The sequence below is a fragment of the Corynebacterium sp. HMSC064E10 genome (genome assembly GCF_001812505.1).
GTDB classification, from domain to species: Bacteria; Actinomycetota; Actinomycetes; order Mycobacteriales; family Mycobacteriaceae; genus Corynebacterium; species Corynebacterium amycolatum.
Map to the genome: position 1 here is coordinate 1,224,060 of NZ_KV809173.1, position 14,430 is coordinate 1,238,489.

The following is a 14,430-nucleotide window of genomic DNA, read 5'->3' on the forward strand; positions in this document are numbered from 1 at the left end:
GGCAGGCTTAGTCGGCTTGCTCGGCTTTTCGGACTCAGACTTAGACGGAGTTGTCGTCTCAGACGGCTCTTCCGGCTGTGTCGTCTCCGGCTGCTCGGACGGCTCATCCTCGCTCGGAGTTACCGGAACGGTGGACGTGGTCGGCTCAGTCGAGCTGGTCTCCGGTGCGGTCGTCTCCTCGGACGGAGTTTCGCTTTCCTCAGTCGGGGTGTCTTCCGGCTTCTCCGGAACCTCGCCAGTCACGGTCTGGTTTGCGTCGTTGATATCTGCGTGGTCAGCGATCTCATTGACCTGACCAGCGCTTTCTTTACCAGTCGAGTCAACCTCATCAGAGGTCAGGTGCTCGAATACGACAGCCTCAGCAACAGGAGTCTTAACAGAGTCAGACACCTCGAGAGTGACAGTCACCGTACCGCTTGCGGAAGTCGGCTTGAACGTCGCCTCGCCATGACCAATCACAGAGCCATCAGCCTTGTTAACCAGTTCACCGGACAGGGTGTAATTCTTACCAGGCACCAGACCCTCGAAATGTACGGTGTCGATGACCTTGGCATTGGCCTCAATGCGGTTGCCCTGAAGCTCGGCTACCGTGCGCAGCTCCGGCTCCAGCGGCGTATCAGCGGGCTCGCTCGGCTTAGACGGTTCGGTGGTCTCAGTCGGCTCGGTCGGCTCCGTGGTCTGCGACTCAGTGCTGTCAGTCGGCTCGGTCGGCTCCGTCGGGGCAGCCGGCTTCGTGGACTCGGAGGCGTTAGGAGTAGTCGTCGAAGAGCTCGGCTGCTCTTCGCTTTCCGACGTCGTCGGAGCCTCAGATTCGCTGGTCTCAGAGGTAGCGGTCTCGCTGGACGACGGCTCCGTTGTCTCCTCGGTTGTCTCCTCGCTCGTCGGAGTCTCTTCGGAGGTCGACGGCTGCTCTGGCTTTTCGCCGTGAACGGTCTGAGCTGCGTCGTTAATGTCCTCGTGGGAGGCGATTTCTACCGGCTGACCATCGGCGTTGTCCTGGCCATCGGCGGTGACCTCTGTCGAGGTCAGCTTTTCAAATGCAACAGCAGCGGAAACCGGCTCATCCACATCATCGGAGACGGTAATCATGACAGCCTGCTCACCCGAAGAAGTCTCTGGAGTGAATTCGACGCTGCCGGTACCCAAAATGCGATCAGCACTGGTCTTGTCCACCAGGGTGGCATCCAGACGGTAGTTCTTACCCGGAACCAGGTCAGTAAACCTCACAATGTCCTTAACCACAGCGCCCGCAACAATCTTGTTGCCGTTCAGACGAGCCTGAGTAGAGATCGACGGCTTAAGCGTGGTCGGCTTCTCCGGCTCGGACGGCTTGGTCGACTCGGACGGGGTCGTGGTCTCCGCAGGAGTGGTCGGAGTAGTTGGCTTCTCCGGTTCTGTTGGCTTTTCTGGCTCGGACGGCTTCTCCGGTTCAGACGGCTTCGTCGGCTCTGCCGGAACTTCACCTGAAGACGGCGTGACATTGTCAATCACAATGATGTCTTGTTTCTTACCATTGTTGAAAATGTAGCCAGTGCGGTTCGTACCGTCGACGGTGCCCTGACCGATGTTAGCCGGACCAGTGAGGTAGTCGTAGACAGCCTTCGTCGATGGGTTGTGAATGCCCTTGGAGAAGTCAATGTCATCGGAGAAGTGCCACAGAGCGAACTGAGTTGCGTTATTGGCATCCAGCACATTCAGACGTCCTTTAACTCCAGCTGCCTTCCCCAGTTCATCCAAACCAACAGCTGGCGAACCGTGGTGCGCAATCCAGTTGAGCTTCCGGTATCGGTCAAAGTCGTTCCGCAGCTTGTTATTGGTATCTGTACTGCGCGAGAACTGACTGAAGTTCTGCACACGACCGGTGTCATAAAGATCACCGCCGACGCTGGCCTCAATGCAGTAACCCATTTTGTGGCTACCATATGGAGTTGCAGCCTCGTCAAAGGCCGCAATAAGTGGCCCAAAATCACGGACATTTCCATTGGCTTCAACACCCTTAACTGTTCCAGGAACACTCAAAATCTTCTGGATCGTCAGGGTTTCGCCAGTGTCTTCTGCCTCCTGCGCATGCGCAATTATTGGAGATTTAGCGAAGAAAAGAGCGAGCACAGCCACGAAGCTAAAAAGCGCCAACCAGCGCTTCTCGTTTGTAAAACGACCGAACATGAGCCCTCCCCCTTCCTTCGATTTCAGTGCGTTATACACCTTTCGCTACCTTTCCAGCCTTCAATTAACAATCAATGACCACGCATAAGCGTCTCCAGCCCCCATCACAGGTAGCCCAGTTGACATCGCCTTCTAATTCTCATTTATAGCGTTGGCCGTCCCCGAATATAACAAATACATTTTATGTTTGTTGAGTCATTTAATTGGCACCCCTATTGTCTTTTATTTCAATGCCAATAATTGTTGTTTGCACATTTTTTCAGGGGTAGACGTTTGGATACTACACGCATGCCGAAGTTCCACTTTCCTCCATGACACCTAGCCATTCAACCCATAAAATCACCATTAACCTGCACATATGAAGATTTTTCAATAATTCCCCACGCATTAATTCGGGTTAGAATGTCTCTCATGTCACGATTTTCATAATTGTGAGTTACGGCACAGCCAACACCTCACCCCCACCTAATGAAAATGCGACCCAATAAATCTCTAAGAGCAAAAATGACGTCTCAAGACTATTCACAATAAGCCCTCCGGTCGCCATTTAATAAGTCACATAATTATGTGCTAATTGCGGCTGCATAAATAATCGCCTCTCCGCCCCAACCTCTCCATCCGCGGTCAATAGACCAAAGTGGGTCTGATTCACGGCACTCCAACAGATCACGTTATGTAAAACGCGACTGAATAGGGGACTGCAAATGTGAAACTGTGCGAGTTTATGACACTTTCAGGCCATTTTTCGGGCCATTTTTGACATAAACGCAGTCAGTAACTCGCATTGGCCCTCGGTCGCCGAACATAAACACAAAAAAGCGCCTCCCCACTCCACAAGGAGTGAGAAGGCGCTCGTACGCTTGCGTATTAACAACCGCAATAACCACAAACCGCAAACCGCAGTAGTCGCGCTAACCGCGCAAGGCAGTTATCGAGCCAGCTTAGATGGCTTTAGTTAGACGGCCTTAGACGGTTTTAGATAGCCTTTGCGCCAGTCAGGTCCAGGTCAACTGGCAGGTTGTCACCCGCACCGTCCTCGGCCAGCAGACCACCCTGGTTGTTGCCGCCGGTCTGGGCACCCTGCTCCTGGCCACCAGTCTGGAGGCCGCCCTGGTTCTTACCACCGGTCTGGAGGCCCTGCTCCTGACCACCAGTCTGGAGACCGTTCTGGTTCTTACCACCAGTCTGCAGACCCTGCTCCTGACCACCGTTCTGGAGGCCCTGGTCGCCACCGACGTTCTGCAGGCTCTGGTCCTGGCCGCCGGTCTGGAAACCGGACTGACGCTCACCAATCTGGCCCTTGTCGTTAACCTGGTCGCCGCCGACCTTGTCGCCCTTGTCCAGCTTGTCGCCACCAATCTGGTCGCCACCGTTCAGCTGGTCGCCGCCAGCGTTCTGGAGACCCTGGTTGCCGCCGACATTCTGCAGAGCGTTGTCCTGATCGCCGCCGACATTCTGCAGACCCAGGTTGCCGCCCTCAGTCAGAGAGTGGAAATTCGGGAACAGAGAGTCGACCTGAACCAGCGGGCCCTCCGGGAAGTTCACGTTGAACTCAGGAGCCGGCAGCGGAGCCGGTGCTGGCAAGGAGGAAATCAGTTCGCAGATATTGCACAGGTTATCCATGATGATCCTTTAGAAAAACGAAGTGTAGATAGATATGTGGCGCGATGCCCAGAGCTGAAGGTAAAGGGCTTCTCGCCTTCTCCTTTGCGGCCACTGCCGTGCTCACACGAAAACCGTACCGGTGTTAAAAAATGGTCACAATATAAAAATTCGATACACTTCAGCCAACAAATTAAAAACAGAAAACCGGCAAATTTTAACCTGCACTTATGCCCAAACGGTGCATGTCACACACCACATTGTTAGCCTTTTGGTCACCCCAGACCAGGCTCGCCTTTTCCAGCAGAAAAGCCCCGGCACCTAAGTGCCGAGGCTTAACTTTTTGCGCTCTCAAATACCGCGGTTAACTACTGGTCAGCGACCAACAACTCCGCAATCTGGATGGTATTCAGAGCAGCGCCCTTACGCAGATTATCGCCAGAGACAACCAGCACCAGGCCACGCCCCTCCGGAACCGACTGATCGACACGGATACGACCCACCAGAGACTCATCTACACCGGCGGCAGCGAGCGGATTCGGAACGTCGACGACCTTCACACCAGGCGCAGACTCCAGCAACTCAGTTGCCTTCTCCACCGACAGAGCATTCTCAAACTCAGCGTGGATTACCAGCGTGTGGCCAGTGAAAACCGGAACACGCACACAAGTACCAGCAACAGCCAGCTCAGGGATAGACAAAATCTTGCGGGACTCATTACGGAGCTTCTGCTCCTCATCGGTCTCCAGCGAACCGTCATCAACAAAGTTGCCGGCCATCGGCAACGCGTTGAAAGCAATCGGTGCGACGTACGGACCAAAGTCCTCCGCAACCAGAGCCGAACCATCAGTGGTCAGCTTCTCCAGATTGTCGATGTTCTCGCGCACTTGACCAGCCAAAGTATTCACACCAGCAAGGCCCGAACCCGAGACCGCCTGATAGGAGGACACACGCAGACGCTGCAACCCGGCCTCGTCGTGAAGCGGCTTGAGAACCGGCATCGCAGCCATCGTGGTGCAGTTCGGATTCGCGACAATGCCCTTCGGAATGTCCTGCAAAGCATCCGGGTTGACCTCGGAGACCACCAGCGGGACCTCCGGATCCTTACGCCACGCCGACGAGTTATCAACAACAACAGCGCCAGCAGCCGCAAAACGCGGAGCCTGCTCCTTCGACAGCGTACCGCCAGCGGAGAACACCGCGACATCAATGCCCTTCAGATCCTCATCCGAAGTAGCCGCGACATCCTCGACAACAATCTTCTCGCCGCGGAACTCCAACTCCTTGCCCGCACTACGAGCAGAAGCGAAGAAACGAACCTTATCTGCCGGGAAGTTACGCTCCGCCAGCAGAGTGCGCATCACACGGCCAACCTGGCCAGTGGCACCAACAACAGCAATCGTGGTCATAAGAACTCCTTAACGTCCCGTACCAGCGTAAACAACAGCCTCAGTGTCGCCACCGAGATTGAAAGCGTCGTGCAGAGCCTTCACAGACTTATCGACATCCTGGTCATTAACCAGCACCGAGATACGAATCTCAGAAGTGGAAATCAGGTCGATATTCACACCCTCATCAGCGAGCGCCTCACAGAACGTCGCAGTCACACCCGGGTGGGACTTCATGCCAGCACCGACCAAGGAGACCTTGCCCACGTGATCGTCGTAAAGCACGTCATTCCAGTCATTGTCAGCCTGCAGCTTCTTCAGCAACGCCATCGCCTTCGGAGCGTCCTCGCGCGGGCAGGTGAAAGTAATGTCAGTGCGGTTATCCGCGATGGTAGAGACGTTCTGCAGCACCATATCGATGTTGATCTCCGCATCCGCAACAGCACGGAACATCTTCGCCGCCTGGCCCGGATCATCCGGAATGCCCAGCACGGTCACCTTCGCCTCGGAGCGGTCATGCGCCACACCGGTCAACACTGCTTCTTCCATAGGGATATCCTCCATCGATCCATCAACAAGGGTGCCAAGTTCATTGCTATACGACGAACGCACACGCAACGGGACGTTAAACGCGCGGGCGTATTCGACACTTCGCAGCTGCAAAATCTTCGCGCCGACCGCGGCCATCTCCAGCATCTCCTCGAAGGAAATGTTGTCCAAACGCTGTGCATTCGGCACAATGCGCGGATCCGCTGTGTACACGCCATCCACATCGGAGTAAATCTCGCAGACGTCTGCCTCCAAAGCTGCCGCGAGAGCGACCGCAGTGGTATCCGAGCCACCACGACCCAGCGTAGTGACGTCCTTAGTCTCGCGGTTCACGCCCTGGAAACCGGCCACCAGACAAATATGGCCCTCATCGAGAGCCTCACGGACACGCCCCGGAGTGACCTCGACAATGCGGGCGTTACCGTGGCGTTCCGTAGTGATCACGCCGGCCTGCGAACCGGTAAAAGACCGAGCCGAGGCGCCGAAGCTCGCGATCGCCATAGCGACCAGCGCATTGGAAATACGCTCACCGGCTGTCAGGAGCATATCCATCTCGCGTCCCGGCGGGACCGGATTGACCTGCTCAGCGAGGTCCAGAAGCTCATCGGTGGTGTCGCCCATTGCCGAGCAGACAACCACGACGTCATTGCCCTGCTTTTTGGTTTCCACAATTCGTTCTGCAACACGACGAATGCGTTCGGCGCTCTCCAGGGATGAACCACCGTACTTCTGCACAACCAGTGCCATGGTCGGCAACCTCCAAAAACTAGGCAACTATATGCACGTAACTATTATTGACTCAATTTACTTGAGTTGCATTCGTAAATACATAGTGGGTTACCAAAACGTAGCTTGTGGGGGTTGCGTGGGGGTTTTGGGGCGGGTTGCGCGGGGTTTGTGGGGTGTTTGGGCGCGGGGTCGTGGTTGGGCGTGGGGTGAGCGCGGCTGCGCGTTGAGAGTGTGACGGCTGGGGTGTTTGGGGTGCTTGGGCTGTGGGTTGGGTGTGAATCGGGCGCGGCTGCGGACTGCCAGCGGGCTGCAAATGTGAAACTGATTGAGTTTATGACAAAAATAGGCCCTGAAACTTGTCAAAACTGACATAAACTAGGTCAGTAACTCTCGGTACTGTGCCAGGAACTCCGGGCTCAGTCAGTGTCACTCCCGAACTCCCGGTATCCGCCAGCATCTTGGCCGGGCCAGCTAATCCGCCAGCGACTCCCCACGGCGCTGCGGGCACCAAACACTGCCCCGCCCAACCCCTGCGAAGTGGACATGACAAGTGTTGCATGCCTAGCATTCCCTACGTGAACAATGACCTTCTCGCTGCGATACTGGCACTGCTGTCCGCGCTCAGCATCGCGTGGGGAACCGTCATCCGCCACAACCTCTCCGGAACACTGGAAGAGGGCACCAGCACACTTCGCGGAGTGGCGAAGACCCTGAAACTGCCGCGCTGGTGGTTGGGCTCGGGCCTGGCGATTGCCGGGTATGTATTTCAGGTCGCGGCGTTGGCATTTGGCACGTTGCTCCTGGTGCAGCCGTTGTTGGTCATGAAGCTGATGCTCACGCTCCCGCTGGCGGCGAAGGTCAATGGTCGGCGGATTTCGCGGTCAGAGATGATTTGGTCCGTGGCGCTTACTTTTGCGGTGGCGACGCTGGTGTTGCTCGGCAAGCCGACTGCGGGCTCCACCGATGTCCCCACCTACCTGTGGGGATGGGCTCTTGCCGCCGGTGGCGTGGTCACCTGCGGACTGTACGCCGCTGCAGTTCAGTGGCCCAATACCAACACAGGTAGCGGCTCCAACGCAGGTAGCGGCTCCAACACGAGTGACAGCCCAGCCATCGCAGACCGCTCCAGCACCGACACCGGCACGGGTAGCGCCTCAGACACGAAACAGCGCGGAGTGCTACGCCAGAACCCGAAGGCCCTGCTGCTCGGCACGGCAACCGGCTGGCTGTACGGCTTCGTCGCGCTGCTGTCTAAGTCGGTGGTCGATACCTATGTCAACGACGGACTCGTCCAGCTCCTGCTCTCCTGGGAACTCTGGCTGCTGGTGGCACTGGCAGTTATTGGCGTCGGCCTGCAGCAGGCGGCTTTTAACGCGGGACCGTTGCAGGCTTCGCTGCCAGCTATGACCGTCGTGGAGCCGATTGTTGCCTTCAGCTTGGGATACATCGTTCTTGGTGAACGCTTCCAGGCAGTTGGTGTGCAGTGGGTGGCGCTGTTTATCGCACTGGCGACCATGATTTCTGCCACTATTGCCCTGGCGGCTCGGCCGGCAGAAGCCACCGCCACAGCCTCCACAAGCGCCCCAAGCACCACAAAAGCCGATGCAAACACCGCAAACACCGACACCACAAGCACCGCAAACACCACCACAGATTCCACCGATGCCGCAGCGCAGTAAGTAGAGTTCAACTCTCCCGGGCCGCATCACCTACATTGGTATTTGCACTTATTAAGTCGTTAGCGATTTGTCGGCCTGGCTATCCCCTGCCCGGGAACTGTCCCTGGTGAGAAAGATCCCGTGGCCGCTATGCACAAGGTCACCAAAGGTAGGACTCGATGGGGCGTCATTCCCATTCCAAGCGGGCATCTAAACCGACTTCTAAGCGGAAGTCCGAACGCGCAAACGATACTAACGCCAGCGCCGCATCCAAAACCCGAGCAAAGCCCCAAAAGGGCAAGAAGCTCAACTCGAACACCATCATCGCCCTACTGCTAATCATTGGTGGTTTGGGAGTGCTGCTGTACCCGGTTGTCGCAACGCAGTGGAACAATTTCCTGCAAGCCCGCGCCGCAGATGAGTACTCCAAGTTGGAGAAATCCGCTCCTCCTGAGGTCTTGGACACCGCCTGGAACGAGGCCCACGAGTACAACGCCAGCCTCGGCGAGGTCAATCCGGGCGATGCCTGGACCACCTCCGATGACGAGTCTTCCCCGGAGTACCAGCACTATCGTCACTACCTCGACGTGCTTGGCGAGACCGACGCGCTCGGCCGCATCGTCATCCCGTCCATCAACTCTGACCTGCCCATTTTCCACGGCACTTCGGAAAAATCGCTTTCGCGCGGGGTCGGTCACCTCTACGGCACCGACTTCCCGGTCGGCGGCGTGGGCGAGGGTGAAGGTCGTCACGCGTCGCTGTCGGCGCATACGGGTCTACAAAATGCGACGCTGTGGGACAACCTCGACAAGGTCAAAAAGGGCGACGCGTTCTACATCGCAGTCGCGGGTCACAAGTTGAAGTATGAGGTCCACGACGTAGCCGTCGTAAAGCCGGATGAAACCGATGCTTTACGACGCGTCCCCGGAGAAGACCTGATCACCCTGATTACGTGCACGCCTTACGGCATTAATACGCACCGCCTGCTGGTGACGGGGCACCAGGTGCCGATGGATCCTGACGAGGAGTCTGTGTTCGACGGCAGCGGTTCGCAGTGGCAGTGGTGGATGTGGGCCATCCTGGCGGCAGCGGCGGTGATTATTGCGCTGCTGATTTGGTGGCTGCGGAAACTCTCGCGCGACGGCAAGAGCGAACCGGAGGCCGAGCGCGAGAACGACGAGGCGGAGGATTAGGCCCCCTTACGAGGTGGCCATCACCTTCGTCTCCCCGATTGCGTTCTTGATGTCGTTGATTCCCTTTTCAAAGATGCGCTGGAGGCCCAGCGCCAGAATCAGCGACGGGATGATGAACAACGCCAACATGAACATCAGCTTCCAGTAGTCGGCCTCGTAGATACCGGCGATGGAGCTGCGGAACATGTCAATCGCGTAGGTACCCGGCAGCCACGGGCTAATGTTCTGGACCCACTGTGGCACCAGAGGCAGCGGATACGCGCCACCTGCGGCCGAGACCTGCATCACCAGCAACAGCACGCAGATGGCCTTGCCGGCGTTGTCGAAGGTGAAGACGAACGAGAAGACGATCATCATGAACACCAGCGAGATCATCCAGCCGGCCAGCAGCATCAGGAATCGGTGTGCGGGATCGACGTCCACGTACACCTGGAGTCCCAACACCATCAGCGTGGCCTGAACCAAGCCAACGGTGGCGAAGGTGGCGAACCGGCCGAAGTACTTCTCGACGCGGGTGTAGTCATCGGTCTGGGCAGCGTTAATTTGCTGGTCGCTGGGCTCGACGGCCTCGGCGTCAGCATCATCGCCGACCTCAGCGGCTGCATCGCTCTGCGCCTCATCGACCGCGGCCTCGACCTCATCAGCACCGACCTCATCGCCGACCTTCTGAGCGCCGCGGCTACGCACCGTGGTGCGAATCAGCACCGACGACAGCAGCGCACCGATCCACAGTGCGAGCGTCGCATAGAACGGCGCCATGCCCGCACCGAAGCTCTTGACTGGGAAGACGGGGTCTTCCTCGACCTGCACCGGCGCGGCCAACTGCGCTGCCAGGGCACTGGGGTCGTCACCGATGGCCGCGGCAATGCGCGAGAGATCACCGGTGTCCTTCGCCTCTTCCAGCGCGTTGTGGATCTCGTCGAAACGAGCGGCCAGATCATCAAAGCGGTTGCTCAAGCCCATCGTGGCAGCGCTGGTCTTACGCAGCGTATCCACCGGCGAGCCAGAAAGCGTACCGCGGATGCCACGAATGTCCTCGCCAATGACCTCGATGTCATTGCTCAGTCGCGACACCGGCTCCGACAGCGCGTCGATTTGCGGACGCAGGTTCTGCTCGTAGGAGTTCTTGGCATTTTCCACAGCGGCAATCGCAGCCGTGAAAGCGTCCTTCGCCTGGCTTATCGACGATCCCGTATCCCGACCACCACGCAAATCCGCTGCCACGGCAGAGAAACTCTCCTGCAGCCCACGGGTGCGAGCGATCGAGGTGTTCAAGTCGGAGATTGCATGGTCATAGCCCGGCTTCGCGATACCCGGAACCACTGCCCCAACAGTGTCTTCCAGGTGGTCGCGCATCGCAGTCAGACCATCGGCCTGCTGGCCGAACTTGGCCGCCATCGCATCAAAGGTATCTGCGGTCGCGCCGCTGGTGGCCTGGGTGCCGTCGACAAGCTCTTTGACCCGGTCGCGCACGCCTTCATAGCTCGCCTGCGTTGCGTCGAGCGCCGTGCTAACCGAGCCGCGAACATTGCCGACCGCGGCCTCCAGATCGCCGGCGACGTTGCCGTCACCCGAACCGTTGCGCAGAATATCCATCCGCGCACCAGCGTTTTCCAAGATGGAATCCGCAGTCTCCACCAGTGGCACGGTGGTCTCCACCAGCGTGGACAGCGAACGAGCAGTCTGCGCGCCAGAACGCAGTCGCGCGGCGGTGTCATCAACGCGGTTTTGCACGCGCGTCAGCGCCTGCTTGGAGTCGGAGGTGTCCAGGTACTCATCCAGCGAGGTGATTGCGCCCAAACCAACGCTGGCGACGACCTGCGTGAAGTTCTTATCGATCTCCTGAATAACGCCACTCGCGCCCTTGCCCGTAATGATCGACGACAGCGCGTTCTTCTTCTCATTCGTATAGAGCGTCAGCTTCGGCGCCTTGGTACCGCGGACGTAGAAGGTCATCAGTTCGGTACTGAAGTTCTCCGGAAGCACGATTGCCGCGTAGTAGTCACCGGACTTGGTGCCATCGATGGCGTCATTGGAATCCGTAATCCGCCAGTCAATGTCGTGATTACGGCTCAGCTTCGACAGCACCTCATTGCCCAAGTTGAGGTCAATCGCACCGATATCCGTGCGATGACCACGGTCATTACTGGCGACCGCAATCTTCAGCTTTTCGGTGTTCTCAAACGGCTCCCAGCTGGCCAGCACGTTAAAGCAGGTGAACAGCAGCGGAATCAGCACCAGACCGAAAACCATGATGCCGGTCATCGTGTTCTGGCGGATCACCCGAAAGTCGTTCCGCACAATTTCAAGAACGTTTCTCATTAGGCTTCACCTTCTGGGGAAGTCTTCACGCTTGCCGACGACACCTTCGTCTGTGGCTCAAACGTATCGCCAGCATTTTCCAACGAGTACGCATGCGGATGGGAAGTCTGGTGCTCCATGTAGGCGCGCAGCTCTTCCTCCGACAGCTCGCTGAGCTCCTGGGCGTGAATCACAGACTGCTTGACGTACTCGCGCACCGCGATGTAAGCGAGGCAGAGCAGTACGAACAGGCAGGCTAGACCGAAGAACAGGGCCTTCTGATCCGGGTAGTTGCGGGCCAGAATACCCAGTATCACCAGGGCGACCACTGCGACACCAATGGCAATGCGCATGAACAGCGTGTAGCTGCCACGCAGGTTCTCCATCCGCTCATCGACTCGCGTCTGGTACTCCTCGCGGTTGCGCAGCGCGAAGACCAGGTCACTGAGCTTGTACCCACTACCGACCAGATGGACTTCTTCGTTGTTGACCAGACCGCCCTCTTCAAGCTGGTGGTTAACCAAGACGTTGACCGAGGACAAGCTGCGGCGCAGCCAGTAGCCGACCACGTAGGCGATCACTGCCATGACCATTAGGGTGAGCATGTTCTTCAGGTAGTAATTGGAGTAGAAACCACCAATTGTCTCGCGGAGAGCATCAATACCGTAGGTCAACGGCAAGAACGGATTCAGTGCCTGGAAGAAGTCCGGTGTCATCTCAATTGGATAGAGACCGGCGGCACCAGGGATTTGAATAAACGCGAGCACCACGGCGATACCGCGTCCCACGTGCCCAAATGCCGCCACCATACTGTAAATAATGGCGAGATAACACAACTCCACCACGACACAGGTGAGGACGAACGCAACCGCGCTGACATTCTGCACACCAATGACAATGTCACCGATGGAGACAATCAGCGCCTGGAAAATAGCGATGATGCCCAGCAGCAAGGTACGGCCCATGTACGCCTGGCCGACCGTGATTTCCTTGAAACCTTCCGCATCAACTTCCACGCGGAAAATCACAATCAGGATGAACGCGCCAATCCACAACGACAGGTTGGTAAACAGCGCCGCCATACCCGAGCCGTAGTGATCCACCGGGAACACGGCCTCAGTCTGGATCTCGGCCGGATCGCTCAGGAACTGCGAAATTCCCTCGGGGTCGAGGTCATTGACCATTTCCATAGCTTCGCGCTCTTCGGTGGTGCCCAGGGTAAGAACATCGAGACGCGCGGTTTCCAGGCCATCGCGTACGCCATCAAGGTCAGCCTTGAAACTCTCGAGGACCTGATTCGCGGCGGAAAGCTGCCCACTCGTAGCGTCGAGAAGCGCGGACGTTTCCCGGACGGTGTCCTTTTGCGCGCCGAGCGCCGCCGCGTACGAGCCCACGCGCGCGTTGAGCTGATTAAGCGCCCTGCTCAACTGCGGGAGCGCGTCCTGGGACGCCTCGCGGATCTGATCCGAGGCGGCCTTGCCGTCCTTGGTGGCCTGCGCCAATGCCTCGCTGGTGGCGTTGAGGGAGTCGAGAGTTCCCTGCGCCGAGCCGGAGACGTTCTTCAGGCCCTCCACCAGCTCTTTATTGGTGGCGTTGCTCTCGTCGAGCGCATCGATTGTGCGCTGGATTGCCTGTTTATCCGGGCCGTTGAGCGGGCTGGCATCCAACAGGGAATTCAGCCCACCAATGACCTGATCCGCCTGCTTGACGATGTCCTCCGCCGCAGCCGTCGCGGAATCCGAACGGGAAATTGCGCCCTGCAGATTGCCAGTCATCGCGCCGATCGCGGCGTTGGCATTGCCGGTGCCCTCTACCAGGGCGGTACTGCCCTGCAGGTAGGCATCGTTGAGATCCGCGGAGAAATTCAGGACCTCGTTGTTGAGCTCACCAGTAATCGCCTGCACCTGCGTCAACGCATCCTGGGCATCGTCGAGGGCCGTATCTACGCTGCCAAGAGTCTTCTTAATCTGCGCAATCGTCGGCTGCAGATCGCCAATCTGCTCCTGGATAGCGCCGACTTCATCGCGGCTATTGGCAACCGCATCAGCGACATCCTGGAAAGCATCAGCGGAATTAAGACGGGCCGCATCGAACCGACCTTGCAGCAGACCGCCAGCTTCCTTGACCTGCTCGGTGACCGCCTTCGCGATCTCCTTATTAAAGGAAGCGGAGATCTGACCATCAATGCCGGACGCGCCCTGCGCCGTGATGTGCGGCGAGATTGCGTTGATCTTCTGGTTAGCGCGGTAGGTCAGTTTTGCTGGATGCCCCTGCCCTTGGATTAGATCGACCATTTCCTGCGAGAAATTCGGCGGAATGGTGATTTCGGCATAGACCTTGCCGCGCTTTAGATCTCGGTCTGCCTTCTCGGCATCGGGGAACTGCCAGCCCAGTTCATGATTTTCTTTTAGTTGTTTGACCACCTGGTTACCGATATTGAGACTTCCGGTAACCGAGGAACTCGCGCCCTTGTCCTCATTCACAATTGCCACGCCGATGTTCTCGGTGTGCTCGTACGGATCCCAGAAGCCCGGGATGTTGAACCAGGAATACAAGGCAGGGGTAATCATCACGCCGATGATGATCACCCACACTCTTGGGCTATTGCGGAGACGGCGCAAGTCTCGCTTCAGAATAGACCAGCTAGTTTGCACCTTTAGGACGCTATCATCTTTACCCCGCTAAATACATTGGTACTAGTTTTAGAACTATCGCTGGGCGGGATGAGTTGAGTGGATGACTGAGCTGGGCGGGGTGAGTGGGCGCACTGGGTGGAGTGAGCAGGCGGACTGGGCGGGGTGGTTGACTGGGAGCCGTCGACAACGCCGTTCACCCCTTATGGCA

General features: G+C 57.7%; 8 protein-coding genes. 2 read left to right on the top strand and 6 right to left on the bottom strand.

Features of this window, described 5'->3' with window-relative positions:
• The 4 genes from HMPREF2860_RS11365 to HMPREF2860_RS07255 all read right to left on the bottom strand — a co-directional run.
• Positions 1-2,166, bottom strand: a 2,166-nt coding sequence (locus HMPREF2860_RS11365; RefSeq protein WP_168164997.1) for a VaFE repeat-containing surface-anchored protein, incomplete at its 3' end; no start/stop codon positions are given.
• A gap of 975 nt (positions 2,167-3,141) precedes the next feature.
• Positions 3,142-3,789: a hypothetical protein gene (locus HMPREF2860_RS07245; protein ID WP_038627374.1), complete on the bottom strand. Its 648-nt coding sequence runs from the start codon at positions 3,787-3,789 to the stop codon at positions 3,142-3,144.
• 347 nt (positions 3,790-4,136) lie between these two features.
• Positions 4,137-5,177 (bottom strand): aspartate-semialdehyde dehydrogenase, encoded by a 1,041-nt coding sequence (locus HMPREF2860_RS07250; protein WP_038627372.1) that lies wholly within the window; start codon positions 5,175-5,177, stop codon positions 4,137-4,139.
• 9 nt (positions 5,178-5,186) lie between these two features.
• A complete protein-coding gene (locus HMPREF2860_RS07255) occupies positions 5,187-6,452 on the bottom strand; it encodes an aspartate kinase (protein WP_038627371.1) in 1,266 nt (421 codons plus the stop codon).
• Positions 6,453-7,009: 557 nt separating this feature from the next.
• On the opposite strand from HMPREF2860_RS07255, the gene HMPREF2860_RS07260 reads away from it, so the two are divergent.
• The gene (locus HMPREF2860_RS07260; RefSeq protein ID WP_239392959.1) at positions 7,010-8,113 is read left to right on the top strand and encodes a DMT family transporter; all 1,104 of its coding nucleotides are present in this window, start codon (positions 7,010-7,012) and stop codon (positions 8,111-8,113) included.
• A gap of 158 nt (positions 8,114-8,271) precedes the next feature.
• The gene (locus HMPREF2860_RS07265; RefSeq protein ID WP_070628709.1) at positions 8,272-9,285 is read left to right on the top strand and encodes a class C sortase; all 1,014 of its coding nucleotides are present in this window, start codon (positions 8,272-8,274) and stop codon (positions 9,283-9,285) included.
• 6 nt (positions 9,286-9,291) lie between these two features.
• Here HMPREF2860_RS07265 and HMPREF2860_RS07270 read toward each other — a convergent pair whose 3' ends face one another.
• Positions 9,292-11,607: a YhgE/Pip domain-containing protein gene (locus HMPREF2860_RS07270; RefSeq protein ID WP_070628710.1), complete on the bottom strand. Its 2,316-nt coding sequence runs from the start codon at positions 11,605-11,607 to the stop codon at positions 9,292-9,294.
• Complete coding sequence (locus HMPREF2860_RS07275; RefSeq protein WP_070628711.1) at positions 11,607-14,240, bottom strand: YhgE/Pip domain-containing protein; 2,634 nt, start codon at positions 14,238-14,240, stop codon at positions 11,607-11,609. Before HMPREF2860_RS07275 ends, HMPREF2860_RS07270 begins: the two co-directional genes overlap by 1 nt.
• Positions 14,241-14,430 lie beyond the last annotated feature (190 nt).

Excerpts from the sequence above, each read along its gene's own strand:
- HMPREF2860_RS07255 (WP_038627371.1), bottom strand. The coding sequence starts at position 6,452 with ATGGCACTGGTTGTGCAGAAGTACGGTGGTTCATCCCTGGAGAGCGCC.
- HMPREF2860_RS07250 (WP_038627372.1), bottom strand. The coding sequence starts at position 5,177 with ATGACCACGATTGCTGTTGTTGGTGCCACTGGCCAGGTTGGCCGTGTG.
- HMPREF2860_RS07265 (WP_070628709.1), top strand. The coding sequence starts at position 8,272 with ATGGGGCGTCATTCCCATTCCAAGCGGGCATCTAAACCGACTTCTAAG.
- HMPREF2860_RS07245 (WP_038627374.1), bottom strand. The coding sequence starts at position 3,789 with ATGGATAACCTGTGCAATATCTGCGAACTGATTTCCTCCTTGCCAGCA.
- HMPREF2860_RS07270 (WP_070628710.1), bottom strand. The coding sequence starts at position 11,607 with ATGAGAAACGTTCTTGAAATTGTGCGGAACGACTTTCGGGTGATCCGC.